The organism is Allobosea sp. GW821-FHT10B12, from assembly GCF_059415545.1.
Window position 1 is genome coordinate 32,086 of the sequence record NZ_JBWKNL010000001.1, and the last position, 25,279, is coordinate 57,364.

The window sequence follows — 25,279 nt, forward strand, 5'->3', positions numbered from 1 at the left end:
CGCTGCTGATAGGGAGAGCCCGATCAGCAGAAGGCTACGCCCATGACCGAACGTTTCACCGAGACCCTCCGCCAGGCCAGCCAGCCGGCCTGGTCGCAATCCGTCGGCCACCGCTTCGTCCGCGAACTGCTCGATGGCTCGGTCTCCAACGCGGTCATGGCCCGCTACCTGATCCAGGACCATCGCTTCCTCGACAGCTTCCTGACCCTGCTCGGCGCCGCGCTCGCCGGCGCCGACAGCTTCGAGGCCCGCATCCGCTTCGGCCGCTTCATCGGCATGGTCAGCGGCGAGGAGAACACCTATTTCCTGCGCTCCTTCGCGGCGCTCGGCGTCAGCGAGCAGGACCGCGCTACGCCTCCCGACAGCAAGGCCACCGCCGGCTTCAAGGCGATCATGCGCGAAGCCGCCGCGACGCGCTCTTACGCCGCCGCCCTCTCCGTGCTGGTCGTGGCCGAATGGCTCTATCTCGACTGGGCCCAGCAGGTGTCAGAGCCGCTGCCGGCGAACTTCGTCCATGCCGAATGGATCACCCTGCACGACAATCCCGACTTCCGCGACTTCGTCGACTTCCTACGAAGCGAGCTCGACCGTGTCGGCCCAAGCGAGACGCAGACGAGTCGGGACTTCTTCCTGCGTACCGTCGCGCTGGAGAAGGCCTTCTTCGACTCGGCCTATGACGAAGCCTGAGCGGCGCGCTGCGGCCTGAGGCAGGCGTGACAGGCGCAAGCCTTTCTGCCACAAGCACAATCGAGAGACGGGGGCGTTCGCCGGAAGGCGAGCTGAGAAGCACCCTTCGAACCTGAACCAGATCATGCTGGCGGAGGGAGTCGCTCGGGGCAGCCTCGTCAGTGCTCATCCCCGTGCCCGCCTTCCACCGGAAAGGCGAGCTTTGACGACGCAGGACAGGATAGAGCGCAGTTCGGCCGCAGCGGGGCTGATGATGGCCGCGCTCGCTCCAGCCCTGCGGACGATTCTCGTCCTGCTCCTGGCCTGGCAAAGCGCGATCTGGCTGTTCCAGCCACCGCGCTACATCCTGCCCTCGCCGCTCGACGTGGCGCTGGCCTTCCAGCGCCAGCCCGGCTTCCTCTTCAGCCACAGCCTCACCACCATCGCCGAGATGGCGCTCGGCTTCGTGCTCGGCTCGTTGTTCGGCGCGCTGACCGCGCTCGCGATCGTGGCGCTGCCGCGACTCGGTCGCCTCATCTGGCCGGTCCTGCTGGTCCTGCAATCCTTCCCGGTCTTCGTCATCGCGCCGCTGCTGGTGGTCTGGTTCGGCTTCGGCATGGGCTCGAAGGTGATCATGGCGACGATCATCATCTTCTTCCCGGTCGCCTCCGCCTTCACCGACGGCCTGCGCCGGACCGATCCCGAGCTGATCGACGCCACCGCCCTGACCACGGCGACGCATTGGCAGACGCTGCGTTATGTCCGCCTGCCGCTGGCGATGCCGAGCTTGCTCACCGGCCTGCGGGTCGCGGCTCCGCTGGCGCCGCTCGGCGCGGTGATCGGCGAATGGGTCGGCGCCTCCGCCGGGCTCGGCTTCGTCATGGTCCAGGCCAATGCCCGCATGCAGACCGACACGGTCTTCGCCGCGATGACGGTCCTCGCCGTGCTCAGCCTCGTCCTGCGCCATCTCGTCGATGCGCTCGGCCCGCGCCTCCTCCCCTGGGCGAGCGAGCCGTGACGCCACTTCGCTTCAAGCCGATCACGCAGAAGGATTTCGCCTGATGACGCTCCGCGCCCTGACCAGACGCACTCTCCTCGCCACCGGCCTCGTCTTGGCCGCCGGCCTCGCCAGCCCGGCGCGCGCCGCCGACAAGCTGACGGTGATGCTCGAATGGTTCGTCAATCCGGACCACGCGCCGCTCGTCGTCGCGCAGCAACTCGGTCTATTTAGGGAGGCCGGGCTCGAAGTCACCATGGTGCCGCCCTCCGACCCCTCCGCCGTGCCGCGCCTCGTCGCCGCCGGCCAGGCCGATATCGGCATCCACTACCAGCCCAATCTCTATCTCGACCACGCCGCCGGCATCCCGATCGTCCGCGTCGGCACGCTGGTCGAGACCCCGCTCAACAGCGTCATCGTCAAGGCCGACGGGCCGATCAAGAGCCTCGCCGACCTCAAGGGCAAGACCATCGGCTACGCCGTCTCGGGCACGGAGACCACCTTGCTCGGCCAGATGCTGGCCAAGGCCGGGCTCAAGCTCGACGACGTCAAGCTGGTCAACGTCAACTTCGCGCTCTCGGCCGCGCTGATCGGCGGCAAGGTCGACGCCACCATCGGCGGCTATCGCAATTTCGAGCTGACGCAGCTCAAGCTCGAAGGCCACCCCGGCACGGCCTTCTATCCCGAGGAGCACGGCGTCCCGGCCTATGACGAGCTGATCCTGATCACCCGCCGCGACGCCCTCGCTGACAACCGCCTGCCGCGCTTCCTCGACGCCATCGAGAAGGCGGCGCTCTATTTGACCAACCATCCACAGGAAGCCTGGAAGCTCTTCATCGCGGCCCATCCCGATCTCGACGACGCCCTCAACCGCCAGGCCTGGATCGACACCCTGCCGCGCTTCGCCAAGCGCCCGCGCGCCCTTGACCAGCGCCGCTATGAGCGCTTCGGCGCCTTCCTCGTCGAGCGCGGCCTGATCCAGAAGGCTCCGGCCCTCGCCGAGATCGCGGGCGAGGTGAAGTAACCAGCGGATCGCGGCGGCAGCCCGCCTGCCGCCGCCAATCCCGCGTCCACATCAGGGCGGACCTGTGCCGGCGGCTCTGGGTTGTCAGCCGGGCATGGTGCTATGAGCCGGCTCCGCAGCCATCGGGCGAGCCCTCGCCCGGATTCGCAGCTGCGCCCGGCGAAATCATCCGCATGAACGTCAGCAAGCCGATCGCCTCCACCCGCCGCGCCGACCTGCCGGTGCTGTTCGCGCTCAGCGCGACGCATCTGCTTAACGACATGATCCAGTCGCTGATCCCGGCGATCTACCCGATCATCAAGACGGCTTACGCGCTGGATTTCGGCCAGATCGGCCTGATCACGCTGACCTTCCAGATTACCGCCTCGCTGCTGCAACCGGTCGTCGGCCATTACACCGACAAGAACCCGATGCCCTATTCGATGGTCGTCGGCATGGGCTGCACGCTGACCGGGCTGATCGGCCTCGCCTATGCCGGCAGCTACGCGCTGCTCTTGATCTCGGCGGCCTGCGTCGGGCTGGGCTCCTCTATCTTCCATCCCGAGGCGACCCGCATGGCTCGCAACGCCTCGGGCGGCCAGCAGGGGCTGGCGCAGGGCATCTTCCAGGTCGGCGGCCAGAGCGGCGGCGCGCTCGGCCCGCTGCTCGCCGCCTTCATCATCGTGCCGCGCGGCCAGACCAGCGTCGCCTGGTTCTCGGCCGCGGCGCTGCTCGCCATGGTCCTGATGGTCTGGACGGCGCGCCGCTATGCCAGCCTGAGCAAGGCTGCGGCCGCCGCTCCGAAGCCCGTAAAGGTCGAAGCTGCCGCACCTGCCATCCCCGCGCATACCAAAGGCCAGATCGCCTTCGCGATCACCATCCTGGTGATCCTGCTGTTCTCGAAGAACGCCTATTCGTCGAGCTTCAGCTCCTATTACACCTTCTACCTGATCGGGAAGTTCGGCATCTCGGTGCAGGGTTCGCAGCTGATGCTGTTCCTGTTCCTCGCGGCCGCCGCCGTCGGGGCGCTCGCCGGCGGCATCATCGGCGACAGGGTCGGCCGCAACCGCATTCTCTGGTTCTCGATCCTCGGCGCCCTGCCCTTCTCGCTGCTGCTGCCCTTCGCCGACCTGTTCTGGACCGGCGTGCTGACGGTGGTGATCAACCTGATCATGGCGAGCTCCTTCGCCGCGATCCTGATCTACGCGATGGAGCTGATGCCGGGCCGGATCGGCTTGATCGGCGGCCTGTTCTACGGCCTGTCCTTCGGCCTCGGCGGGCTTGCGGCGGCGATCCTCGGCGAAGTCGCCGACTGGATCGGCATCGAAGCGGTCTACCGCCTCTGCGCCTTCCTGCCGGCGATCGGCCTGCTCGCCTGGTTCCTGCCGAAGGTAGAGCATCGGCGGGGGTAGCAGCCGCTACCTTCATCTGCCGAACCGAGAAAGAGCAAGGCCGCCAGCGCTTGTCCCGCCAGAACCAAGCGCCTGCTTTCGACCCATAGCGCTCATACGCCACTGGCGGGACCTCAAAAGGCGCGTTAGCAGTCCACAGCAACAGCGCCGGGCCATCGCTATGAATTCGAACTTCGCCAACCTTGGCGCAGCCCTTTTCCTCGCCGTCGTCTGGGGCCTATCAATTCCAATCACAAAGCTCGGCTTATTGACCCTGCCGCCGCTGACGCTGACCGGCCTGCGCTTTCTGATCGCGGTGCCGCTGATGTTTGTCTTCATCGTCGGTAAGCAGGGCCTTCCGCTGCGCGCGATACCGCGCGTCGCGGCACTCGGCGTCCTCGGCATTGGCATCGGCCAAGTCGCCCAGACCTTCGGGGTTCTCAGTACGTCCGCGTCGGTGGCGACGACCATCTCGGCGGCGATCCCGGTGTTCGTCGTGGTGTTCGCGTCGCTACGATTGAAGCAGCCCGTATCGGCGCTTCAGGCGCTGGGCCTTGCTATCGCTTTCGTCGGCATCGCCTTGGTCGCCTGGGGGCGGGGCGACGCCTCTTCGTCCGCTACGCAGACGAGCCTATGGGGAGCCGCGCTGGTCCTGCTGTCCACCTTAACGATCGCCTTCTACTACGTTTGGAGCGTCGAGCTCACGGAGCAGTATGGGACTGCCCCGGTGGCCGCTTGGAGCACCCTGTTTGGCTTCCTCGCGCTGTCGCCATGGGCGGCTTGGGAAATGCTCCACACGCCTTTCACGACTACCGCGATCGGCGTCGCGACCGCGGTCTATCTCGGCGTCATGGTCACTGTGCTGGGACTGTTCCTGTGGCTCCACCTGCTGCGTGTTCTGCCAGCCCGCGTGGCGGCCAGCATCCAATATCTTCAGCCGATCATCGGAGTCGGGGCGGCCGCACTGATGTTTGGAGACAACCTCGGGCCGCTGTTCATCGCGGGCGTCGCCTGCGTGCTGGTCGGATTGGCGCTGACGGTTACGAGCGCGAAGAAGCCTGAATGAGTCGGCTTCTTCCCTTAGACCTCCGAGGCATTTTCGCCCGCTTCCCACCCGTCTCGGGCATTATCGGTCAAATTTGGCGAGTGGGGAATTTGGTTATCGCTGCCTCTGGCAGCGACCGGTTCGGGCAAAACAGCATATCCAAGCGGTTGGATTTATAACGACCCCGGCACGGCGGGTGACCGCCGAGCCAGTTCAAGCATTCGGCAAACGGCAAGCTTGCGTGGGTTATCGCGACTTACCGGTGCAACAGACGAATCTGACGCCTGCTACGATGCAGGCTGCGCCTCCGGGATCTTCCACGTGCCGTTCAGGAACACGGCGCGAGGACGGTAGAGCCGGAATGTGTAGTTCCACCCCTGCGTGATCGGCAGGCAATTCGCAATCTTGCCGTCACAGCCGCCGAACTGGATATCGATCGCGCCATCAGCACCCTTCTTGCCGGTGATGCTGTTGACCGAATAGGCGTCGTAGTCGTTCTTCTGGAAGAAGCCCTTGTCGTTGTAGACGCTGATCGACCAGAACGCATCGACGGGGACATCGTTGAGCCTGAGCTTGTAGACTGTCTTGCCGTCGTTTTTGGCCGGGGTGAACGAAGGGTAGGATGCGTCCTTGTCGGGGTTGCCGCCCCAGCCGGCGGCCGTGCCGATCAGATGCATGACCGGATCGACCTTTCCTTTCGGGCCGAACGCGTTGGTGAAGCTGCCTGACGCGGCGGAGAGCGCTTCGAGCGCGTCACGAATCTTCTTCTGCTGAGCCAGGTCCCAGTTCGGGGCCTCGAACTTGCCGACCGACTTCTGCTCCACCTTCAACGCATCCTGCAGGGCGTGGACCTGCGCGAGGTCCTTGCTGTCGTTGGGATCGACCAGGATACGGACCGCGACGAACACATAGCGGGTCCCGACCTTGTCCCTGGTGAGCGTCGTGCGGCCCGGCTTGTAGACCACCATCGGGGTGTAGTGGTCTTCGCTAATGACCTGCATCGAGACGAAGCGCTTGCCGGCATCGGGAAGGGTGATGGCCACCGGACCGGCGTCGAGGTCGAAGAGCGCCTGGGAATAGAGCGTATCCCGGTTCATCCGGACTACGGGCTGATTATCGATCGGCGTCGGCGTCCTGCTATGGGCGAACTTGCCGAGGGCGCCAGCGTCGGCCGTCTTGCGCATATAGAAATCGCTCTCGGCTCGCTTGAAGTTGCCGACATTGACCGGAACCGATTGTGCGGACGCCGCGCACGGCGCGAGAGCCAGGAAACTCAGGCTGTAGATCGAAATCATTCGCATTGAACGGTACCTCATTGCTGTCATTGATCGATGTGCTCGTCGTTACCGAACGGACAGCGCAGCAGCCTCCACGGCACATTCGGAGGCCGGGAGTACCTGCTTCGCCTTGGCGGCCTTTACTTCCGCTGTCGCGGCCTTGAGGTCGGCGAGGAAGATAGCATTAGTCTGCAGCCGCGCGACGGTCGCCGCGCCCATGATCCGGCCGGCATCGACATCGCTCTGCCAATGCGCGTCGCAGATCACGCGGCTCTGCCCGAATTCGATGCCGCGCCTCAGCAGTGCATCCGCGCGCTCGGGGTTGATCTGCGCGAAGACGAGCGCCCAGCCCCAGCCCGCAGCCGTGTGCCCTGAAGGGTAGGAGCCGTCACCGCGCAGAATGGCCTCCTGATCGGCCCGGCAGGTCGCCTCGTTGTGAACCACGAAGGGGCGGACCCGGTTGTACTTGGTCTTCACACCATAGGTTGAGAGGCCGAAATCCGAGAGCATCTTCTGCGTCATCGCATAGAGGCGTGGGGTCTGCTCGCTATCGATCCTGACACCCATCGCGCACGAGAAATTGTCGGCCGCCTGCGGAAAGGCGAGATCGGCATCGGCACGGGCGAGCTTCCAACGCGCGGTGTTTCGCAGGGGGATTGTCGCCTTGCGCGCCTCTTCGTCCCGGGCCAGCGCAGCCGAGCCCGCCTCGGGCGGCGGGCCGAGCAGGACCAGGCTGTTCGGCAGGTCCGACCGCTTGAGGTAGCCTGGCGCGATCTTGAAATGCGGATCGGTAACTTGAGGCTGCGCTTCGGCCGATTGCGCAAAGCCCTGCCCGCAGAGCGCGAGCAGCATCGACACGGAGACGCCCGCGGCCCGAACCGTATTCCCAGTCATCGACATTCCCATCCCTTTCGACCTCCGCTGAACTCATGAAGGCCCCGGTCAGAACCGGTATGTCGCGGCAACGGCAGGCCCGTGCTGGGTCACGTCGTACGAAAAGCCGCCATCGCGATAATCGACATGGAGGGCCCGATAGCCGGCTTTCAGCGTCAGGTTTTCGCTCCAGGCGTAGTTGACGCTGCCCAGGCCCTGCCAAGTCAGGCGCGAGCCAGCGCCGAAGCCGCCGATGTCACCCGCCACCGTCAAGCTCCACGGACCGCCGAGCGTCACGCCGAGCCGGGCGCCGACAATCGGATCGGCCCACATCTCGGATTCGCGATGATCGATGCGAAGATCGGCGAGACCGGGCAGGATCTCGAGCTTGGTGTCGAGGTTCCAGAACCGGACGCCGCCGCCGACATCGAGCGCAAGCACGGTGTCCTCATAGACCCGGTAAAAGACGGAGCCCTGAACGGTCGTGCTCTGCGAGCGCAGCTTCAGCGCCGAAAAGAAGGAGCCGGGCAGATTGCCGCCGGTCGTCACCTGCGAGAACTGCCCGTCGACCAGGACGCTCCAGCGCTCGATGCGCATCTCGGCAGATGCCATCAGCGCGCCGTTGAGTTCCTTGAGCACGTCGCGGAAGCGCAGATGGATATCCGCGGCCGGCAGCGGCGGCAGCGTTCCGCTCCTGCCATCGATCGCGGTCGCCCAGACATAGCTGGTCACCGAAAAGCTCGGTCCCGACGCGAGGACGGGAGCCGGCGGCGCGGCGGGCTGCCGGAGATCGGATGCCCAGACCGACCCGCACAAGGAAGCCACCATCGAGCCGATGGCGAGATTGCGCGCCGTTGCGCCTGACATCGTTGCTCGTCTCCCGCCTTGCATGCCCTGTCGGCACCTGCGCGAGCGCTCCAGCTCAGCAGCACGCGATCGCGGCCCAGCGGCCGGCGACTATCGTCGTGAGCATTTCGTGCATGGGCCGCCTGCTCGTCTTGCCATTTCACGCCAATCGCGACCGGCTATTCTTCCTCCTCGCCGGTCGCGAACCCTCCGGGATTCGGCCTTGTGAAAAGCGCCAACGCGGTGATCGCGGCGAGGTCCGATGGCTGATATCCCCCTGACGCGCGGCCAGTTCCTGCTGCCCTTCGTCAGCATTCTCGACGATATCGGCGCCCCGACGGAGACGCTTCTGGAGCAGTCCCGGCTGCCATCATCCTTGGCCGAGAAAAGCGATCTCTATTTGCCGCTCCTGCCGGCGCTGCGCTTCGTCGAGACCGCCCAAAGAACCCAGGGTATCGAAGATTTTGGCTTCCTCGCCGCCCAGCGGCTGCATTTCTCCCATATGAGGGAAGAGACACGCGCCCTGATCGCGCATTCCCCGACGCTGCTCGTCGCGCTCCGGCACGCCTGCCATTGGGCGTCGCGCGAAGACACCATTCTGAGCATGTGGATCGAGCATGACGCGGACCAGGTGCGGGTCTGCAGCAGGCTTGCCGGGACTGGGCTCCTGCATCTGAAATACGCGCAATGGATCCAGAACATCTTCTCGATCTACATCGTCCGGCAATTCGCAGGGCCCGGCTGGATGCCAACGGCGATCGCCTTTGAATCGTCCTATGCGCCGAGCCCGGCGACGCGATCCTGCTGGCCGAATGTGCGGTTTCTATCGGGCCAGCATGCCGCCTGGATCAGCCTGCCGATCGCGCTCCTCAGCCTCCCCAACCGTTCGGTCGCGACGTTTGCGCCACCGCGGAACCAGGAGGATGACCCTTCCGCCTACGACATCGTCGAACTGCTCAAGCTGATGCTGCCGGCCTATCTCGACGAGGGAACAACGGCGCTTGCCGACGTCGCCGAGATCGCAGGCGTCAGCACGCGGACGCTTCAGCGCAAGCTCGCTTTGATCGGCCTGTCCTATTCGGACATCCTCGACACGGTCAGATACGAGAATGCGAGCCGGCTGCTGCGCGACACCGATTGCAGGATCATCGATGTCGCCTTTTCCTCCGGCTACACCGACCCAGCACATTTCAGCCGCGCCTTCCGACGGATGACAGGCGTCGCGCCCCGCCAGTTTCGCGAGCAGTCGCGGCCCGGTTGAATGCGTTTCGCCTCGCGCGACCAAACGCCCTGCTCACTGCTTGAGCCAAGATGGGCGGGACCGCTTTCGACAATGCCGAGTGTTCGCTGGCGCCACAGCCCCTTGAGAGCATGGTGCGGACGGCGGGGATCGAACCCGCATGCCGTTTCCGGCGAGGCATTTTAAGTCCTCCTAGGTATCTCATATCTATATGAAATTGTTAGTTATTTTTTGTGTTAATTTGTGCTTGTGCTAATTCTTGTGCTAGCAAAGCGCGCGTTGATGCCTCGCCGACCAAGCCTAATTTTGTTGAAATGGAGGGAACGGTATCGTTGGCTCAATGACGGCCAAACTCTTCGCGGACACCCTACCAAAAGCTCGCCTGCCCCGCCAGAGTTTGTCGGACATTTTGACTAACCGCGTTGCAATCGTGCCTCAGAGCTTCGAAAAGCCGCCTTCTCAAGGCAGGGCTGCCCTTTGCAGCCCGATGTCCAGCCCCAAAAAGCGGGGAGCGCCGTCAAGGCCGATTGGGCGGCAACCGCCGACCAATCGCTCGCCTTGGCCTTGACGGCGCGGGGCGGCAGCCCCTTTTCGAATGCATTATCAGTGGCCTTACACTGCGAACGCCCTCATGCGGTGTGCGTACATGCGCGACATCATCTAGCTGTATGACGTAATCCTATGGCCGACTCGTTATCACCGACAGAACGAAGCGAGCGGATGAGCCTTATCCGCGGCAAGGACACCCGTCCCGAGCTGGCTGTTCGGCGGATCGTTCACCGGCTCGGTTACCGCTTCCGGCTTCACCGCCGCGACCTGCCGGGAAAGCCGGACATTGTGCTTCCGCGGCACCATGCCGTGATATTCGTGCACGGTTGTTTCTGGCATCAACACCCCGATCCAGCCTGCCGTCTTGCCAGGCAACCCAAGACCCGCATTGACTTCTGGCAAGCGAAATTCGTGGCGAATCAGTCGCGAGACCTGCATGCAATTTCAGCGTTAGAAGCTAATGGCTGGCGCGTTCTGGTTGTCTGGCAGTGCGAATTAAGAGATAAAGAACAATTAGAGAACAAACTACGGGAATTTCTAACGGACCGATGATGCGCGCAATCGAACTCTTCGCCGGTGCCGGCGGCCTTGGAATCGGCGTGAGCCAGGCGGGCTTCAAGCCCGAGGCCGTCGTGGAATGGGACCGCTGGTGCTGCGACACAATCCGCGAGAACCAGGCCCGCGGCGTACCTGCGGTCGCGAATTGGCCGACGCCCACCGAGGGCGACGTCAAGAAGGTCAATTTCGAGAAATACGAGGGCAAGATTCAGCTGGTGACGGGCGGGCCGCCCTGCCAGCCGTTCTCGCTTGGCGGCAAGCATCGCGCCCAGGACGATTCCCGCGACATGTGGCCGGAAGCCGTTCGCGTCGTCCGCGAATCCAAGCCCGAGGCGTTCATCTTCGAGAACGTGAAGGGCCTGACCCGCGCGAGCTTCGCGAGCTATCTGGCCTACATCGAGCTACAGCTGACCTATCCCGAGCTAGTCCGCTGCGGCGACCAGACCTGGGAAGACCACCTGGGTCGTCTGGAGCGCCATCACACCAGCCGTCGCCGCGGCGACGCCGGGCTGACCTACCAGGTGGTGCATCGCGTGCTCAACGCCGCCAACTACGGCGTGCCGCAGAAGCGCGAGCGCGTCGTGTTCGTGGGGTTCCGCCGCGGTCTCGGCATCGAGTGGTCGTTCCCGAAAGAGACGCACTCCAAGGAAGCGCTGCTTTGGGACAAAGGCGCCGCGGGCACCTATTGGGAGCGGCACCGGGTCGCGAGGAAGGACCGCGTCCTGACGACCAAGGGGGCGCCCATCCTGCTGCCCTGGCGCACGGTGCGCGACGCGATCGGCGACTTGCCCGATCCGGAGTTCCGCCCGCGCCAGGCCGCGGAGATCTCGAACCATCGGTTCCAGGGCGGCGCCCGCTCCTATCCCGGCCACACCGGCAGTCCGATGGACGAACCCGCCAAGACGCTGAAGGCTGGCGTGCATGGCGTGCCGGGCGGCGAGAACATGGTGGTCCGGCCGGACGGTAGCCTGCGCTATTTCAGCGTCCGCGAGAGCGCCCGCCTGCAGACCTTCCCGGACGATTTCGTGTTCCATGGCTCCTGGTCGGAGGCCATGCGCCAGCTCGGCAACGCCGTGCCGGTGGATCTCGCTAGCATCATCGCCAGTCATGTGCGCACGCATCTGGTCGCGGCCTCCGGAGCTACCCGCCAGAAATGAGCAAATCTCCCCCTTCCGCGACCAATCTGCTGGTCGCCAAACTTCGTCAGGACTTGTCGGACATCGTTGCCCAGGCAAGGGCGACCGAGCTCAACCCGCGTAGCCGCAGCAAACTGAACTCCGAGATAGAGCGCGCGGCGGGCGAACTAACCGCGCTTCTCGCGGAGCTTGATCCGATCAAGCGTCCGAAGGACGTTTTCGATCCGGGCAATCCCCGCACCATTGGCTTTTTCATCGCGCTGGCGATGACCGCGCAGCCACGCCATCCGTTGGATGCATTCGAGCCACGTTACGGTTCGGGTATCTACGCCTTGTATTACACGGGCGATTTCGCACCTTACGCGCCCATCAGCAAGACCGAGACCCCGATCTACGTCGGGCAGGCAGCGCCTGGCTCGCACGATGCCCGCACGCCGGTCGAACAAGGCGCCCGTCTTGCTGCTCGGCTCAACGAGCACCGGAAGACCATTCTGAAAGCGTCGGAATCTCTCGATATCGCCGATTTCGAGTGTCGCGCGCTGGCCGTTCAGACAGGATGGGAAACCCCGGCCGAGGACTATCTGATCCGGCTGTTCAAACCGATTTGGAACAAGGAAACGAAGATCGTCCAAGGCTTCGGCAAGCACGGCGACGCGCCGACGACCAGGACCAACCGTGTCTCATCCTGGGACGTGCTGCATCAAGGCCGCGCGGCGGCCGGGCATGGGGTGAACCCGGTCCAGAAGGAGCTGGCGACGTTGCACACCGAGCTGGCCGAGCATTTTGTCAAAGTCCCCTCTTTCGGAACGCTAGAAGAGGTCATGAGTGGCTTCATTGATGGCTTGCGACAGTCCTAGGCAAAGACTCGATCGGCGCCATACAGCCTATTTCAAGATGAATAACAATAAAGGAAAGAAGGCGTATCATGGCTGATTATCAAGTTAAGATTGAGAATTGCAACAGCATTGATTGCGCCGATATAATCCTTAAGAAGGGCAGCCTAAACATTAAATACGGCCCCAATGGGCTAGGTAAGAGCACTATCGCCAAGGCGATAGTAAGTCAGGCTCGTAATGACGGCAGTTTGGCAGAGCTGGCCCCATTTAAGGGGCGCGGTAAAGCTGGATCCGGTCAGCCTAAAGTAACCGGTATTGAGGGTATCAATTCGGCCCTCGTCTTCGACGAAGAGTATGTAAATCAATTTGCTTTCCAGCAGGACGAGGTAGTTAAAAATAGCTTCGACATATTCATTAAGACCCCTGAATATTCTAAGACAATGCTCGAAATAGAGCAGCTCTTTGCCGGTATCAAAAAGGCATTCGCTGATGACGTGGAGATCGAGCAAACTACAAAAGACTTGAAAGAATTGCGTGACGCTTTCGGGAAAACGAATGCTGATGGGTCGATTCCCAAGTCGAGCAAGATGCTAAAAGCTTATGGCTCCGGCAACAAGATTGAAAATATACCGGAAACGCTCAAGCCTTTTGAATCGTTCATCAAAAGCCCGGACCCCTCGAAATGGATTGGGTGGCAGATCAAGGGCAATGAGTTCCTTAAACTGGGTGATACCTGCCCATATTGCTCAACGAGCTTGCCGGAGGGGCCCCAGAAAGACATCCCCCTCGCCGTCGCCAAGGAATACGACGCTACAGCCATCGGGCATCTAAATACGCTTAAAGCGGTTATCGAGCGGCTTGGGAAGTATTTCAGCGCAAAATGCCAGGAAAATCTCGAAAAGATTACGAAGGCGAAGCTTGAGTTGACGGCGCCAGAGAAGAGTTTTTTGAGTGGGCTAAAGAATGATATTGATTCTCTTATCATAATGCTCGAAGGGCTCCGCAATATTTCCTTCTTTTCTCTTCGTGATGTCGAGAAAATTGCCGACAAAATCCAGCTTCTGAAAATTGATCTCGGAATGACCGAGAAGTTAGATTCGGCTGAAACTCGCAAAGTTACCGATCCCATCAATGTGCAGCTGGAAGAACTCATAAAACAGGTCGGCGTTCTTCAGGGCAGTATCAATAAGCACAAAGCAAGAATCAAAAAGGCTATTGAAGAAAATCAAGAATGCATAAACAGCTTCCTTAGATCAGCAGGTTATAAATATACGGTCGTCATCATAAGCGAGCCCGATTCGTATAAAATGAAGCTCCTTCACAGGGATCTGGCTGACCACATCGATACAGCATCAAAACATCTAAGCTATGGTGAGAAGAATGCGTTTGCTCTCGTTCTCTTCATGCACCAAGTGATAAGCGAGAATCCGGATATAATCATTTTGGACGATCCGATTTCATCTTTCGACAAAAACAAGAAATTTGCGATCCTTTATGAGCTATTCAAGGGCAAGGCCAGCCTTAGAGATCGCACTACCCTGATGCTCACTCATGACATTGAGCCAGCGATCGATGTGATCAAGAGCACGGCGAAGGTTTTTGAAGGGTCTCATCCCTCCGCGACTTTCCTCTCGTCGCGTGCGGGGGTAGTGACCGAAGTACCGATCAAATCGAATGATATCCATACGTTCGCAAAGATTTGCACCGAGATCGTCAATGCTCCCGGAGACAATCTGATCAAGTCGATTTATCTGAGGCGGTTTTACGAGATAATGGATAATGCGGGCCTCGAATATAATCTTCTGGCAAGCCTATTCAAGAAGCGGGCCCTCCCGACCATTCAGTCAGCTACAGAGAACCGCGACATGACAGCGGCAGAGAAGCTGACGGCCGAAACAGAAATCAAGAAACGTATTCCCGATTTTGATTACGACGCATTGGTAGGGGTCGTAAACGATGATGCCGCAATGAAGCTTAAGTTTGCCGCAACGAATGTCGGGTACGAAAAAATTCAGCTTTTCCGTATCATTCGAGGAAAGCACGAGGACAACGTCATCACGAAGTTCATAAATGAGTCGTATCACATCGAGAATGAGTACGTGATGCAGCTCAATCCGCACAAATTTGAGAGCGTGCCGGAGTATGTCGCTGAGGAATGCATCAGGTTACTTGATTCGGCCTGACTTGACGCTGGGTTTATTCTAAACGTGACGGGTCGCGACGGCGTCCCATCTTATGCTTATGCATAATCGCGATCCTGTTTGCTTCCAATGGTTTAGTTTATGGAAAGGACACTTGCAGGACGCTGCATTGACTAATCTCGCGCCCCTTTTATGAGTGTAGCTCAATTATTCGCGCGGCAGAGGATAAAAGCGGCTGGCGATTGCCTGAGCATTCCGCTCAACCATGGCGTCGTGAACGAATTTCCGCTTCGACACGCGGCGGATGCATGGTAGGCCAGATTCGTCATAGGTCTCCAATCTGGTCAGAAACTCCTCACCAAAATCGATGTAAACGGGACATTTGGCGTCCAGCCAAGTTCGCCGTGGCCGGACCCAGTCATATTGATGGTGGCCTCGGTATGCTTGATTTACCTGATCCTCGATTTCATGGATGCCGTGAATCCAACCAGAACGCAGGGTGGCCTTTGTGATCAGAGGGTTCTCTAGCAGGCCCTCAGATAGCCTGAAGAACAGGCCTCTCGCCGCTCCTTGCATAGGGCGAGTGGCCTTTGACCAAACGAGATCCTGCGCCAGGGGCGAAGCAGGGTCGGGAAGCAGGTGATAGATGTCGAAATTGTCGCGAAATACGCTGCCGTCGATGATCCAGACCAGATTTCCATAGAAGGCTTCGCAGGAGAGTCGTTCAGCGTCCGACATCGCCGAGTGCTGGACCTCGATCACGATGCCGGTTGGCGTTTTGATGTCGGCCCGATGAATTTCCCCGTCCGGTGCGACGTGACAAATCTCGCGGCATTCCTCCGGGAACAGGCTTTTCCAGGCGCGATGCCAGGGCGTTTCGTTTTCCCACCATGGGTCACAATTCCGGCGCCCGGTATGTGCCCAATGATGCATGACGCGCGGCCCGCATTTGGCGACCATTCTTGATCCGCAGGTCGGGCATTGCCCCGAACCGCCAGCAAAGGCTTCAAGCCGCTGATGATCGACCAAGGCGTACTGCATGAAAAACCCTACTCGAATGCCTCGTCGTGCTCGCGTTCGCGTTTCTCCTCCCACTCGCGCTGCTGTCGGACAACATCTTTGAGCTTCTCATAGGCCTCCCTTGCCAGAGGCCGGAGCCCCATCTTGCCATCGCTGTCGAGATCCAAGAGTAATTCCGCGCGCTTCTCGATAATCGCAGCGCGCGACCCGCTCCAGCTGTTGGGCTCGAACCTGGCGATAAAACGTTCCAGGACAGCAGCCCTGTTTGGCGCTGCATGCAAAATTTCAAGGGCCACCGGCGTCCACGTCGGCTTTTCCTCGTCAGAGGCGGCGGTCATGTAAGGAACGTATGCAGCCACTCGTTCAAACCTGATGTCAGGGTCCTTTTGGCACCACGCCATCAGCGCTGGTGTAGGGATTTTGCTGAAGATTCCCATGGGGCGATCTTCGTCCTCAAATGGATCACTCCATTGCCGTCGAGAGCGGGACGGCTTCAGAAGAGCTGCGTCAAGGCAGGCCTCCGGCTGGAGTGCAAATACAGTCGATAGGAAGTCATTGAAATCATAAGGTGAAACATAACGCCCAATCGACGACTTTCGGTACTCTCGGACAATATTGCGAGCCGCAGCAGGGCCAGAGCGACCTTTGAGGCAGACGGAGGCGATTTTTGCTAAGTCGTAATCCAGTTTATTTTCGTCGTCGGTGAAACGCACCAGTGCAAGAAGCGACAGGCCGACCTTGAGAATATGATGCGACCAAGGCCTTGTTTCTCTGTCATCTCGGTGGAAGTACATGCCGAGAATGTCGATTGCCACCAGATGCCCCTCTTCCCTACCGGCTAACGTGCCGAGTAGTTTCGCAAGCATTTCCGGATCAGCATTTTCGGTCACGCGGCCATACATCAGGCATCGATACTGCCAGACCGACGCCAGTCCGGTTTCCAGAGCAAGCTGCAACCGAGCCATCCCGGCGATATCAAGGCCTGCTGCCACCTGGATCGGCGGGAAAAATGGGCCAAGCACATCATCCGTGACGGCATCATCCAGCAGCTTTGTCGCTAGTGCTGGCGATTTTTGTTTGACCCCTTCTATGAAGCCCAGCATCGCCTGCGGGTTTCGATCAGGTTCGGCAACTTGAGCTACTGCTTGCCTGAGCGATTGCCACATTGCTTCCGGATCGGGGGCTCCAAGCCCCATGCCTCGCCCGAAAACACCTAGATAGGCGCCACTCCCGGAGGCAACGACCGACAGCAGCTCCGCGAAAAGCGCCTCATCTCCAGCGACCTGTTGCCCATATTCTTCCGCCAGAGCATCGACTTTGTCGCGCGCCGCCGAATAGTCCTTCTCTTTGCCGATTTCCAGCTCGATCAGGTCGATTGCCATATGGCTCTGGCAAAAGACAACTGCTTTGACCCTCTCGCTCAGGTTCGACGGGGCAAGCTTGCGCTCCAATGCCTTTAGCTGTTCGAGTTTCTTCTTTTTGTTCTGCTTGTCGGCAAAGCGGATAGACCGGCGAACAGAAATCCACGCATCTTGCCAATATTCCTTGGCCGAGGCCGCATCGACGAGGCGATCCACGGCTTCGGGGACGTTCGCATCCGTACAAAGTCCCGGTAAAAGGGGCGCGAGTTCGATACGCAGGTCTTTGGCGGAGGATCCGGCGTCACTGAGCAGATCGACCGCGAGGTCGATCGATCGCGAGAACCATTCCTCTATCTGGGCTGCAGTACGGGGTTCATACCCCAGATCTCTCGCGAGATTGCCGAAGTCAGCGATGAGACGTGGCGAGAAATGGCCTGTTTTCAGCATCATCGCCAGGAGTTTAGCACCCATGGCCAGCTCACGGTTATCGGGAGACCTGAGCAGTGCGCGAATCTTGGAGACGCGCTGGTCAACGGTTGCATGTGTTCGCGAGGACCGCGCCTGGAAGAGAGCACGAAGCACGCCGATTGAGCTGTCATGGTTCTCATTCGGCTTCTCAACCTTCGCGAAGGTGACGAGGACATCCACACATCGACCGAAGAGCGCTGCATCATACGCTATGTGATGAACGAGATTGAGGACATCATGCCGCCGGGAACCCCTCTCATCCAGCAGCGCGCTTTTCTCTCCAGCAGCCAAAGAGCGCTCAATAGCCTGCAATGCTGCCTCAGGAGCCAAAGAGGCAACATTGGTCAGCATCGTCATGCCAAGCTCGTTCAGCGCATCGATATCGCCCAGAAAGCCGCCCCGGCCGAGCCAGCGCCCTGCCAGTGCCACAGCCTCGGCGCTGTCGTGAAGATACCCGAGCCGCCGTGAGAACGACCGGGCGAGACGCTCCGAACCCTCGGTCACGAGCCGGGCCTCGATCGGAGCAATCGGCAACTGCTTCAAGGCAGATTTCGCCAGCCGATTGCCAATGGCGTGCGGCAGCACCGCCCGCCATTGGCCACGCTGTTGCACGAGGTCACGCCCCTTGAGCGTCGCCACATGCCGGTAAAGTTCCTCCGGTGACTGGCCGATCAGAGCCGCTAGCAGCGGCAATTCAGCCTGATCGCCATCGCGTATTTCGGCATCGAACGAATAAACCAGCGAGCAAACCTCTGCCGCAGCCAGCAGGCGGGGGTCATGCTCGTTCCGTTGCTGGAAGAGGCGCTTGAAAAGCTCTGCATCATTCAAACGGCTCAGCGACTCGCCGGGCTTGTAGGTGCGGGCTAGAGCCAGAGCAATCCTCGCATTGCCACCGGAAATGTCCGAACGTGCAATAGCGGCGGCATCAAGCGGAGGCAGCTCGGGTACGTGTAGCCGAATGAGCCGTTCGATCAGGTCGGCTGACGCCGCCTCGATCTTGACGGTCTCGCTTCCTTCGGGCTCGTCGTCGCGGATATCGTATTCGACGGTGAGCACGCTGACGAGGCTTCCCGCCGCCCGGCACTGCTCGGTCAGGCGGCGATGGAGGTCTGACGGGCAATTGTCGACCACAACGACAGTCGGCCGCTTTTGAGCGACCAATTGGCCTACCAAGGCCGTGGGCAGCGGATCGGGGCTATCCGCCATGTCGGCATATACAACCGCCGAGCGGTCTAGCGGGTTTTCTCCGATGCCCTCAAACAATGCCTGTACAAACCGCGTCTTGCCGACACCGGATAAGCCTACCAATCGCACGGACTTCCGAGGTTTCCTCAGAATATCTCGGACGTGCTTCAGGCCCTCGAGAGCGGTTAGCGTTTGCGAGCGGTTGCCACTGACAACCAGACGAACCCTTTCATCCGAGAGATACGGCGCTTCGTCCCCCTCTGGGGCAACAGCCCACTGGCCGTACGATTGCCAGCCGGACATTGGGCGCCCGGCCTTTGCCCTGATCCAGGGGATGAGGCCTGGATGCTCCGTGAGCCAGGTCACAAGGCGGCGGCGGTCATAGAAGTCCACTGCAAGAGAAGAACCGTTGGCGACGCCCGCCACAGCCTGGCGCATTGCGTCCCTACGCAGCGTCAGGGCCGCGTCGGTTACCGATGCCCCGGAGCTTACGATCACATAGGCGCCGGATCGATCGACAAGCTCCTTGATAGATGGCCGCAGAATACCCTCTGGAGCCATTTCATCTCGGATGGCGGCTGGCGGAAGATCGGGCTTTTTGACCTGGTAGCCGGTATTCTGTGATGGAACGAAGCCATTCAAAGCACCATCGGCTTCGACACGAACATCGATACCGCCATCTGCGGCGTCCTGATGTCCAGACCACGTCACCCCCGAAGGGGATAGGCCGCTCGCCCTAACGGTTGCCTCGCAGAGCCTCCCTACAAGCTCCCGCAGGACGTCATCCTGCAACGCAGCGATATCTTCAGGCGTAATGTCCAGCATAGTTGAATAGTATCACCCGGTGCGAATACGACATCTGAAATAGGCATGCGGAAGCGTCTTTTCCCGCGAATTTTGTGCGAAACGCGCGCACTTAGCCATCTGCCTCGGTCGAAAACTCCGAAAACGAACGGCGGAGGCAGCGTCCGAGAGCTTACTGCCGCTTCAGTGCCGAGGACCACATCCGCCTCGCGAAACCACGCTCCTCGGCACCGGACACATCTGCGTAAACCGCAGTGGTCCGTAGCGACGCATGGCCAAGCCATTTTTGAACGAGGGTGGCTGGAACCAATGCCTGGAGTGCGGCGACGGCGAAGCCGTGGCGCAGCCCTTTCGGCATCGCGGCCGATGGGGTTACGGAGGCGGCAGCCATCAGGCCTTTAACCTGACGCCAGCCCGTCTGTCGGCACCATGGCCATAGACGGCGGTCTGCCTGCTCAACTGAGACCTGGCGAAGCCGCAAGCGGAAATGTCGATCGAGCGCTCTGACGAGTTCAGGCGGCAGCAGCACCTCGCGGACGATCCCTCTCCTGCGTCGCTTCAGCGTCACAATGGCGATCATTCCCCGGTCCAGGTCTATGCTCGCCGCCGAAAGCGCGAGAACCTCCGATATCCGCGCGCCCGACCAAGCGAGCACCAGACAGAACAGCCTGGCGCTTTCGGGCATCGTCGCGGCCGTTACAATGAAGCGCCCTCGCTCAGCCGATGTCAGGTACTTGCGCCCGCCATGGACGCCATAGAGCGGAGAGGCGTCGCGTTTCGAGGCTTGCACGCTTCGACCTCGCGCTGGCGCAACCTTATTGCTCATAGTGTTGCGCATGCGGAAAACGCCGATTTGGTACGGCATCTCAGATGAACGCGTGATGAATCGCAGGCCAAGAATCTCTCTATAGCCAATCAAACCTCCAATTCTATAGGGAATGTACCACTATGAGCAATAATGTTGCACCGAATTCCACTTCCGGGGGTAACATATGGCCAATCAATCGGACGACAACGAGAAGCGTTACCTGACCCTTGGCAGCACTGGTGCCGCAATCTGTTTCCTGGCGGGCCTCGCCGCCGCCCTACTGGCGGCATCCTCCGCAAACGCGCAGACGCTCGAAGAAGCCGTGCTGGTGCTCTACGACCCGGTCAACACCAACCAGTGGGACTTTGCCAACGGCACGTTCCGACGCGATCTCAACAAGCGTTTCACCAATCCGAACAGCGAAGACTGGTGGACGATTTCGGTAAAGAACTGCATCGTCACGACGACGCGTCATGAAACCTACCCGAAAAATCCGGACTACAATTACGCTTGGATCAACACGCTTGACCTGAATCGCGTCATCGGCCTGGCCGACCCATCCCTAGAAAGCCCCATCCGCGACGGCAGCCGCTCCATGACAACCCGGCTCAGAATCGCAAAGGGCGCTTCCTGTTCCAGCCCCACGGCCAAGGACGGCGCCAACACGCGCATTCCCGCCAAAACTACCGAATGCCATAACAATGATGTGGCTCATTTCGGCCCCGGCGGATTCACGCATAACGCCTCCGAGGCTTATGCCAGGACCGAAAAGGCCCTGGCCTTCATCCGGCAGAACTTCTGCAAGGGTAGAGAATTCTAAAACCGCGAAAGGCCGATCCCACATCGGCCCTTCCACCAATCCCCGGCCGGGTACGCTCCGGTCGAAGGCCTATCGTGGCGCCGGACGCGGCGACGTCAGTGTGGAATACATCAACGAGCAGAAGTAGAAATCCGAGGGTTAAGCCGCACGGTCGGCATCGAAGCTGGGGGAAGCATGTTGGCTAGGACTATCGGCCGGGCGGCAGCCGTCGCCGGATTCATCCTGTCGAGCGCCGCAGCATGGGCGGCAGGCTGGGAGCCTGCCGCCGGTGACCAGAAAAACGCCGCACAGGGCTGCGCAGTCATGCCTGGCGACGAATATGTCTGCACATTCCTGCGCTGCGACGCCAAAGGCAGCATGAACTTCTACGCTGCGGCGCCGGGACCGGACATCACAGGCAATGTGGTGATGGACATCGACGGGCAAAGATTCCCGATGACTTTCCGGGCTCCCGGTTCGCCGCAGTTGGCGTACACGAACAGGGCTGTTGCCCTTCCGCCGGGCTTCCTCACCGCCATGAAGACCGGCAAGGTCATGAAAATACGGGATGCGGGGCTGAAGGCAGGATACGATACGATCCCGCTGCGCAACGCTGATCGGGAAATCGGCCGTATCGAGAAAATCTGCGGCATCGAGGCAACGGCCGCGCCATCTGCGCCTCCTGTTGCCCAGGCGCAAGCCTCAGCCCCCCCTGCTGGTACCGACGCGCTGCGGCAGGGCGTCGCCCAGGGGGCCGCATTCTGCAAGGCGCACCTGGCTTCGGCTCCCGCTGACCTGAAACTCGGCGAGGTCGAGGAGTTCTGTACCTGCATGGGCGTGCATGAGTTCGCCATGTCGGAAATGACAGACGAGGCCAAGGCCTCGCTCCGGCCGCGCCAGCAGCAGATGTGCGTCGAGATCGTCCGCAAGCCGGGGCAGGCCTCCGCCCCGGCACCGGGCCAGGCAGCGGCGCCCGCAACTCCCCCCTCTCCGCCGCCGCAGACGCCAGTAGGCGCGCCCGTCGCGGCTGCGGCTCCCCCAGGCGAGAAAATCGAGCAGTGGACCATCAACACCAACGTCACCGGAGCGCCGGTCGCCTATGCCCGCGCGACGGATTCGCAGTCCGTGGTAGCGTTCATGATGTATTGCCGGGCCAAGGACGCCATCGGCTTTCGGGTGAAATTCAAGCCCGGCTTCAGCGAGAAGGAAATCAGTTTTCCGATGGGCGGGTGGGATGTTGGCTTCATTCTCGACCGCAACGGCCTGGCCACACCGGCCGCCTGGGAGAATTTCGTCAAAAATTGGCTCGATCTAGAGAAGCATACGCCGCCCGAGGTCCGCAAACGGCCCGACTACTCCGGAGTCATGGACTTTACGGCTCAAAGCCGCATCGTCGGCAAGATCAACCTGGACGGCCTCACTGAAACCCGCGAGCGGCTGCGCAGCCTGTGCGCCGACGCCATCGCCAAGGGCGCCCCAGCCGGAAACTATCTCACCACGGGCCTAGCCGCCTTCGATCCCGAGGTACTTGTCGGCTCGGCGCCGAACGGCACGCCCGCCAGCGTCGCGGTCGTTGCTCCTCGCGCCTCGGCAGAACCGGCCCAACCGGTGGCCCGGCGGCCCGGTGCGCTGCCATTCGAGGGCACCTGGCGGCTGCGTGCCGAGGAAGCCTGCGGCTCCAACATGGGCATGACGATCACCAAAAACTCTATCATCCAGGGTGCGCCGGGCAATGTTTCCGTCTCGAAAATCATCGCCGTAAAACGCGTCAGCGAGATGGCCTATCGCGTCACCATCCAAGATGCCGAAAGCCCACGCTCTGGCCGTCCGGCCCGCGCTACCGTCCATATAGGGATCGAGAACGGCGAGGCCATCACCGGCGATGGACCGATATTCGACGGGCACTCCGTGGAATATTTGCGCTGTCCGGACCGGATTCCTCCCGGAGCGACGGTAACGGCACCGAGCGCCCCGGCTGGCGCACCGAAGGCTGCTCCCCGCTGCAACGTCTCGGAAGCGCAGATCGAGGCTCAATTCACCCGAGAATCCACTGCCCTCAGGGAGCGGGTCAAAGCCGAGTTCATGGGCACCGGCAATCTGTCGAACCGAACAGCCTGCGCCAACATGCGCCGGATGAACGCGTTCCATCAGGACGTCATCAAGCGGGTCAATACCTGCGAGGCCTTGCCAAGCCGCAACAAGATCATCGCCGCGCATCGGGGCTATATCGCCAAGAACAACGATTCCATTCGCCGCAACAACTGGTGCGGATAGAACCCCGCGTTCCCGAAATCCGCACGACGGGCGTGCAGCCTATCAGTTCCTCAGGCTGCACACCTGTAGGCGCTTTCTGGCGGTGTCGTAGAAGAATGCGCCCTCATCTGCCGCCGTGGCGCAGGAACTTGTCGCGCCGGAGAACTTGACGACATTGGTGGCCACCTTCGAGCCGCTGACGGTGCCGGTGGCACTCACCCCCGGCCCGACATAGCCGAGGCTGGGATGCACATAGGAGGCGACGGCCCCGAATTGCGTGATGCTGACGATGCCGGTGGCGCTGTTCATCACCACGGCCGAGGTCCCGGAGGTGATGCGGTCGCCCTGCGCGGTGGTGGCGCTGGCCATGATTTGCTGGAGCGTCAGACCCCCGACCGTGATGCTGGTCGTGGAAACCGTCCCGGCGACACCGAGCATGCTGCTGGCGTTAGTCCAGGTGAGGCCCGCCGAGGCATCGAAGGCGCCGGAGGTGTTGTACTGAAGCTGGCCGGTACTACCCGCAGCCGTGGTGCTACCGCCCGACAGGGGGTTGTTCCAGCCGTTGCTGGTGCCGTTGAACTGGCAGAAGGTGACCGCGACGTTTTTGGGGCGGGTTTCCCCCGAAACAGGCGCCTCGGACACGTCGGTCATTGCAAGTCTGACGTTTTCGTTTGGTTCAGCAGGCGCGCTGGCCCGCAAGCGGTTCGCGCCAGTTACAACCCTGCTTCCAGCGATGGGGGTATTGCTTCCATCAAGCCACCCATAGAACTGACCACCGTCGAAGCCCATTGAGGTGTGGTGCTTGTGACTAGCAAGTAAATCTGCCTGGATCGTCCCCGGCGCCCGGGTACCAGCCGGGTCATTCCCCGCGCCGTTGTCGATCCCGCGCAGGAACCGGCCGCGCGCGGCGGTGTATTCACTCCAGCCGGTCGGACAGGTGGTGGAGGCGAACGCCGAAATCGTCCCCGCCGGAATCCCTACCCCCATGGGCTGCCAGCCTGAGCCGGTGCAAAGCTCCAGCGTCGTCGTCGGGCTGTTGTAGCGGATTGTTCCGGCGGCGGTGCTGTTGCAGGCGGTGACCGCCGTGGGGCTGGCCAGTTGAAGTGAGGCACCCGCATAGATGCTGGTGGCCGAGATCGCGCCGGTGGTGGACACCCCCGGCCCGACATAGCCGAGGCTTGGGTGGACATAGGATGCGACGGCCCCGAATTGCGTGATGCTGACGATGCCGGTGGCGCTGTTCACCACCACGGCCGACGTGCCGGATACAATGCGGTCGATCGCTCCGCCGCTGGCGATGGTGCTAAGGCTCTCCCAAGCCGAGCCGTTCCGGCAGAAGCTGAAATCGCCGCCCGTGTAACGGATGGCGCCGGTGCGGTCAGCGTCACAGGCCTCGCCACCGTTGGCTAGGCGCATTGTACCAGCGGTATGCAGGCTCGTGCTGGGTGCGCTCATTCCGATACCGACCCGGCCGTTACCTGCAATACGCACCGCTTCGGTGGAGCTGGTCTCAAATATGATAGGCGCCCCCGAAGCCTGCGTACTAAAACGATAGCCCCCCGCCACTCCAGTGCCCGCCAAGAATTGCATGTAAGGGACGCCATTATTATTCGCGATATCCCAGACGCCGTAGACGTTAGACAATCCGGTTGATAATTCGTATCGAGCTACCACCGACCCAGATATCGAATCATTATTCAGCCTAGCTCTGAGTATTCCATTTTGGGAACCCTGCATTTGGAGCAGTAAATTACTATTCGTTGGCTTGATACCAATCCCGACCTGGCTAGAACTGGTAACATAAACCCCTCGATCGCAGATCAAGTCGGTGCCATCCGTAGCGCAAACCGTGTCCGTCACCGTGCGCGGTACGCCGGGTGCGCTCATGGAAACTGTCGCGAAATCCACCGGCGTCGGCAGGGCATGCGCGGCGCCACCCATCAGGGCGAGCACGGCGGCGAGGACGATCGAGCGCATGGCATGAGCATGCCCGTAACGTATTAAAACGTCAGGGGCTTTGCTG

At 61.2% G+C, this 25,279-nt stretch carries 19 protein-coding genes and 1 riboswitch; of the genes, 12 read left to right on the forward strand and 7 right to left on the reverse strand.

What is annotated here, in order from left to right; translation table 11 throughout:
- Positions 1-42: 42 nt before the first annotated feature.
- From AC07O0_RS00180 to AC07O0_RS00200, 5 genes are all read left to right on the forward strand, one after another.
- Positions 43-687 carry a TenA family protein gene (locus AC07O0_RS00180; RefSeq protein WP_494619062.1) on the forward strand — a complete coding sequence of 215 codons (645 nt, stop codon included), beginning with the start codon at positions 43-45 and terminating at the stop codon, positions 685-687.
- Positions 688-746: 59 nt separating this feature from the next.
- Positions 747-843: riboswitch (TPP riboswitch) on the forward strand.
- A 97-nt stretch (positions 844-940) separates the two neighbouring features.
- Positions 941-1,684 carry an ABC transporter permease gene (locus AC07O0_RS00185; protein ID WP_494619064.1) on the forward strand — a complete coding sequence of 248 codons (744 nt, stop codon included), beginning with the start codon at positions 941-943 and terminating at the stop codon, positions 1,682-1,684.
- Positions 1,685-1,727: 43 nt separating this feature from the next.
- Positions 1,728-2,687 (forward strand): ABC transporter substrate-binding protein, encoded by a 960-nt coding sequence (locus AC07O0_RS00190; protein ID WP_494619065.1) that lies wholly within the window; start codon positions 1,728-1,730, stop codon positions 2,685-2,687.
- Positions 2,688-2,860: 173 nt separating this feature from the next.
- A complete protein-coding gene (locus AC07O0_RS00195) occupies positions 2,861-4,078 on the forward strand; it encodes an MFS transporter (protein WP_494619067.1) in 1,218 nt (405 codons plus the stop codon).
- Between the two features lie 160 nt (positions 4,079-4,238).
- Positions 4,239-5,123 carry a DMT family transporter gene (locus AC07O0_RS00200; protein WP_494619069.1) on the forward strand — a complete coding sequence of 295 codons (885 nt, stop codon included), beginning with the start codon at positions 4,239-4,241 and terminating at the stop codon, positions 5,121-5,123.
- Positions 5,124-5,389: 266 nt separating this feature from the next.
- On the opposite strand, the gene AC07O0_RS00205 is transcribed toward AC07O0_RS00200, so the two are convergent.
- Genes AC07O0_RS00205 through AC07O0_RS00215 form a run of 3 tightly spaced genes read right to left on the reverse strand, consistent with a single transcriptional unit; the run spans position 5,390 to position 7,984 of the window.
- A complete protein-coding gene (locus AC07O0_RS00205; RefSeq protein WP_494620620.1) occupies positions 5,390-6,397 on the reverse strand; it encodes a DUF1254 domain-containing protein in 1,008 nt (335 codons plus the stop codon).
- A gap of 48 nt (positions 6,398-6,445) precedes the next feature.
- Complete coding sequence (locus tag AC07O0_RS00210; protein ID WP_494619071.1) at positions 6,446-7,273, reverse strand: acid phosphatase; 828 nt, start codon at positions 7,271-7,273, stop codon at positions 6,446-6,448.
- A gap of 48 nt (positions 7,274-7,321) precedes the next feature.
- The gene (locus AC07O0_RS00215; protein WP_494619072.1) at positions 7,322-7,984 is read right to left on the reverse strand and encodes a hypothetical protein; all 663 of its coding nucleotides are present in this window, start codon (positions 7,982-7,984) and stop codon (positions 7,322-7,324) included.
- 376 nt (positions 7,985-8,360) lie between these two features.
- Between AC07O0_RS00215 and AC07O0_RS00220 the strand changes: the two genes are divergently transcribed.
- The 5 genes from AC07O0_RS00220 (at position 8,361) to AC07O0_RS00240 (ending at position 14,600) form a co-directional block, all read left to right on the forward strand.
- Positions 8,361-9,359 carry a helix-turn-helix transcriptional regulator gene (locus tag AC07O0_RS00220; protein ID WP_494619074.1) on the forward strand — a complete coding sequence of 333 codons (999 nt, stop codon included), beginning with the start codon at positions 8,361-8,363 and terminating at the stop codon, positions 9,357-9,359.
- Positions 9,360-10,058: 699 nt separating this feature from the next.
- A complete protein-coding gene (locus tag AC07O0_RS00225) occupies positions 10,059-10,439 on the forward strand; it encodes a very short patch repair endonuclease (RefSeq protein ID WP_494619076.1) in 381 nt (126 codons plus the stop codon).
- The gene (locus AC07O0_RS00230) at positions 10,439-11,602 is read left to right on the forward strand and encodes a DNA cytosine methyltransferase (protein WP_494619077.1); all 1,164 of its coding nucleotides are present in this window, start codon (positions 10,439-10,441) and stop codon (positions 11,600-11,602) included. Before AC07O0_RS00225 ends, AC07O0_RS00230 begins: the two co-directional genes overlap by 1 nt.
- Positions 11,599-12,438, forward strand: coding sequence for an Eco29kI family restriction endonuclease (locus tag AC07O0_RS00235; protein ID WP_494619079.1), 840 nt, complete (start codon positions 11,599-11,601; stop codon positions 12,436-12,438). The genes AC07O0_RS00230 and AC07O0_RS00235 overlap by 4 nt, the downstream gene beginning before the upstream one ends.
- A 68-nt stretch (positions 12,439-12,506) precedes the next feature.
- Positions 12,507-14,600: an AAA family ATPase gene (locus AC07O0_RS00240; protein WP_494619081.1), complete on the forward strand. Its 2,094-nt coding sequence runs from the start codon at positions 12,507-12,509 to the stop codon at positions 14,598-14,600.
- 165 nt (positions 14,601-14,765) lie between these two features.
- Here AC07O0_RS00240 and AC07O0_RS00245 read toward each other — a convergent pair whose 3' ends face one another.
- The 3 genes from AC07O0_RS00245 to AC07O0_RS00255 form a co-directional block, all read right to left on the reverse strand.
- On the reverse strand, positions 14,766-15,599 hold the full coding sequence (locus AC07O0_RS00245) for a competence protein CoiA (RefSeq protein ID WP_494619082.1): 834 nt from the start codon (positions 15,597-15,599) through the stop codon (positions 14,766-14,768).
- Between the two features lie 8 nt (positions 15,600-15,607).
- Entirely contained in the window at positions 15,608-19,417 is a 3,810-nt protein-coding gene (locus AC07O0_RS00250; protein WP_494619083.1) for a hypothetical protein, read from the reverse strand.
- A 151-nt stretch (positions 19,418-19,568) separates the two neighbouring features.
- Positions 19,569-20,186: a tyrosine-type recombinase/integrase gene (locus AC07O0_RS00255; RefSeq protein WP_494619085.1), complete on the reverse strand. Its 618-nt coding sequence runs from the start codon at positions 20,184-20,186 to the stop codon at positions 19,569-19,571.
- Positions 20,187-20,388: 202 nt separating this feature from the next.
- On the opposite strand from AC07O0_RS00255, the gene AC07O0_RS00260 reads away from it, so the two are divergent.
- Positions 20,389-21,024 (forward strand): hypothetical protein, encoded by a 636-nt coding sequence (locus tag AC07O0_RS00260; RefSeq protein ID WP_494619087.1) that lies wholly within the window; start codon positions 20,389-20,391, stop codon positions 21,022-21,024.
- 177 nt (positions 21,025-21,201) lie between these two features.
- Entirely contained in the window at positions 21,202-23,277 is a 2,076-nt protein-coding gene (locus tag AC07O0_RS00265; protein WP_494619089.1) for a hypothetical protein, read from the forward strand.
- A gap of 42 nt (positions 23,278-23,319) precedes the next feature.
- On the opposite strand, the gene AC07O0_RS00270 is transcribed toward AC07O0_RS00265, so the two are convergent.
- Positions 23,320-25,233, reverse strand: a complete 1,914-nt coding sequence (locus AC07O0_RS00270) for a hypothetical protein (RefSeq protein WP_494619090.1) — start codon at positions 25,231-25,233, stop codon at positions 23,320-23,322.
- Positions 25,234-25,279: the final 46 nt, after the last annotated feature.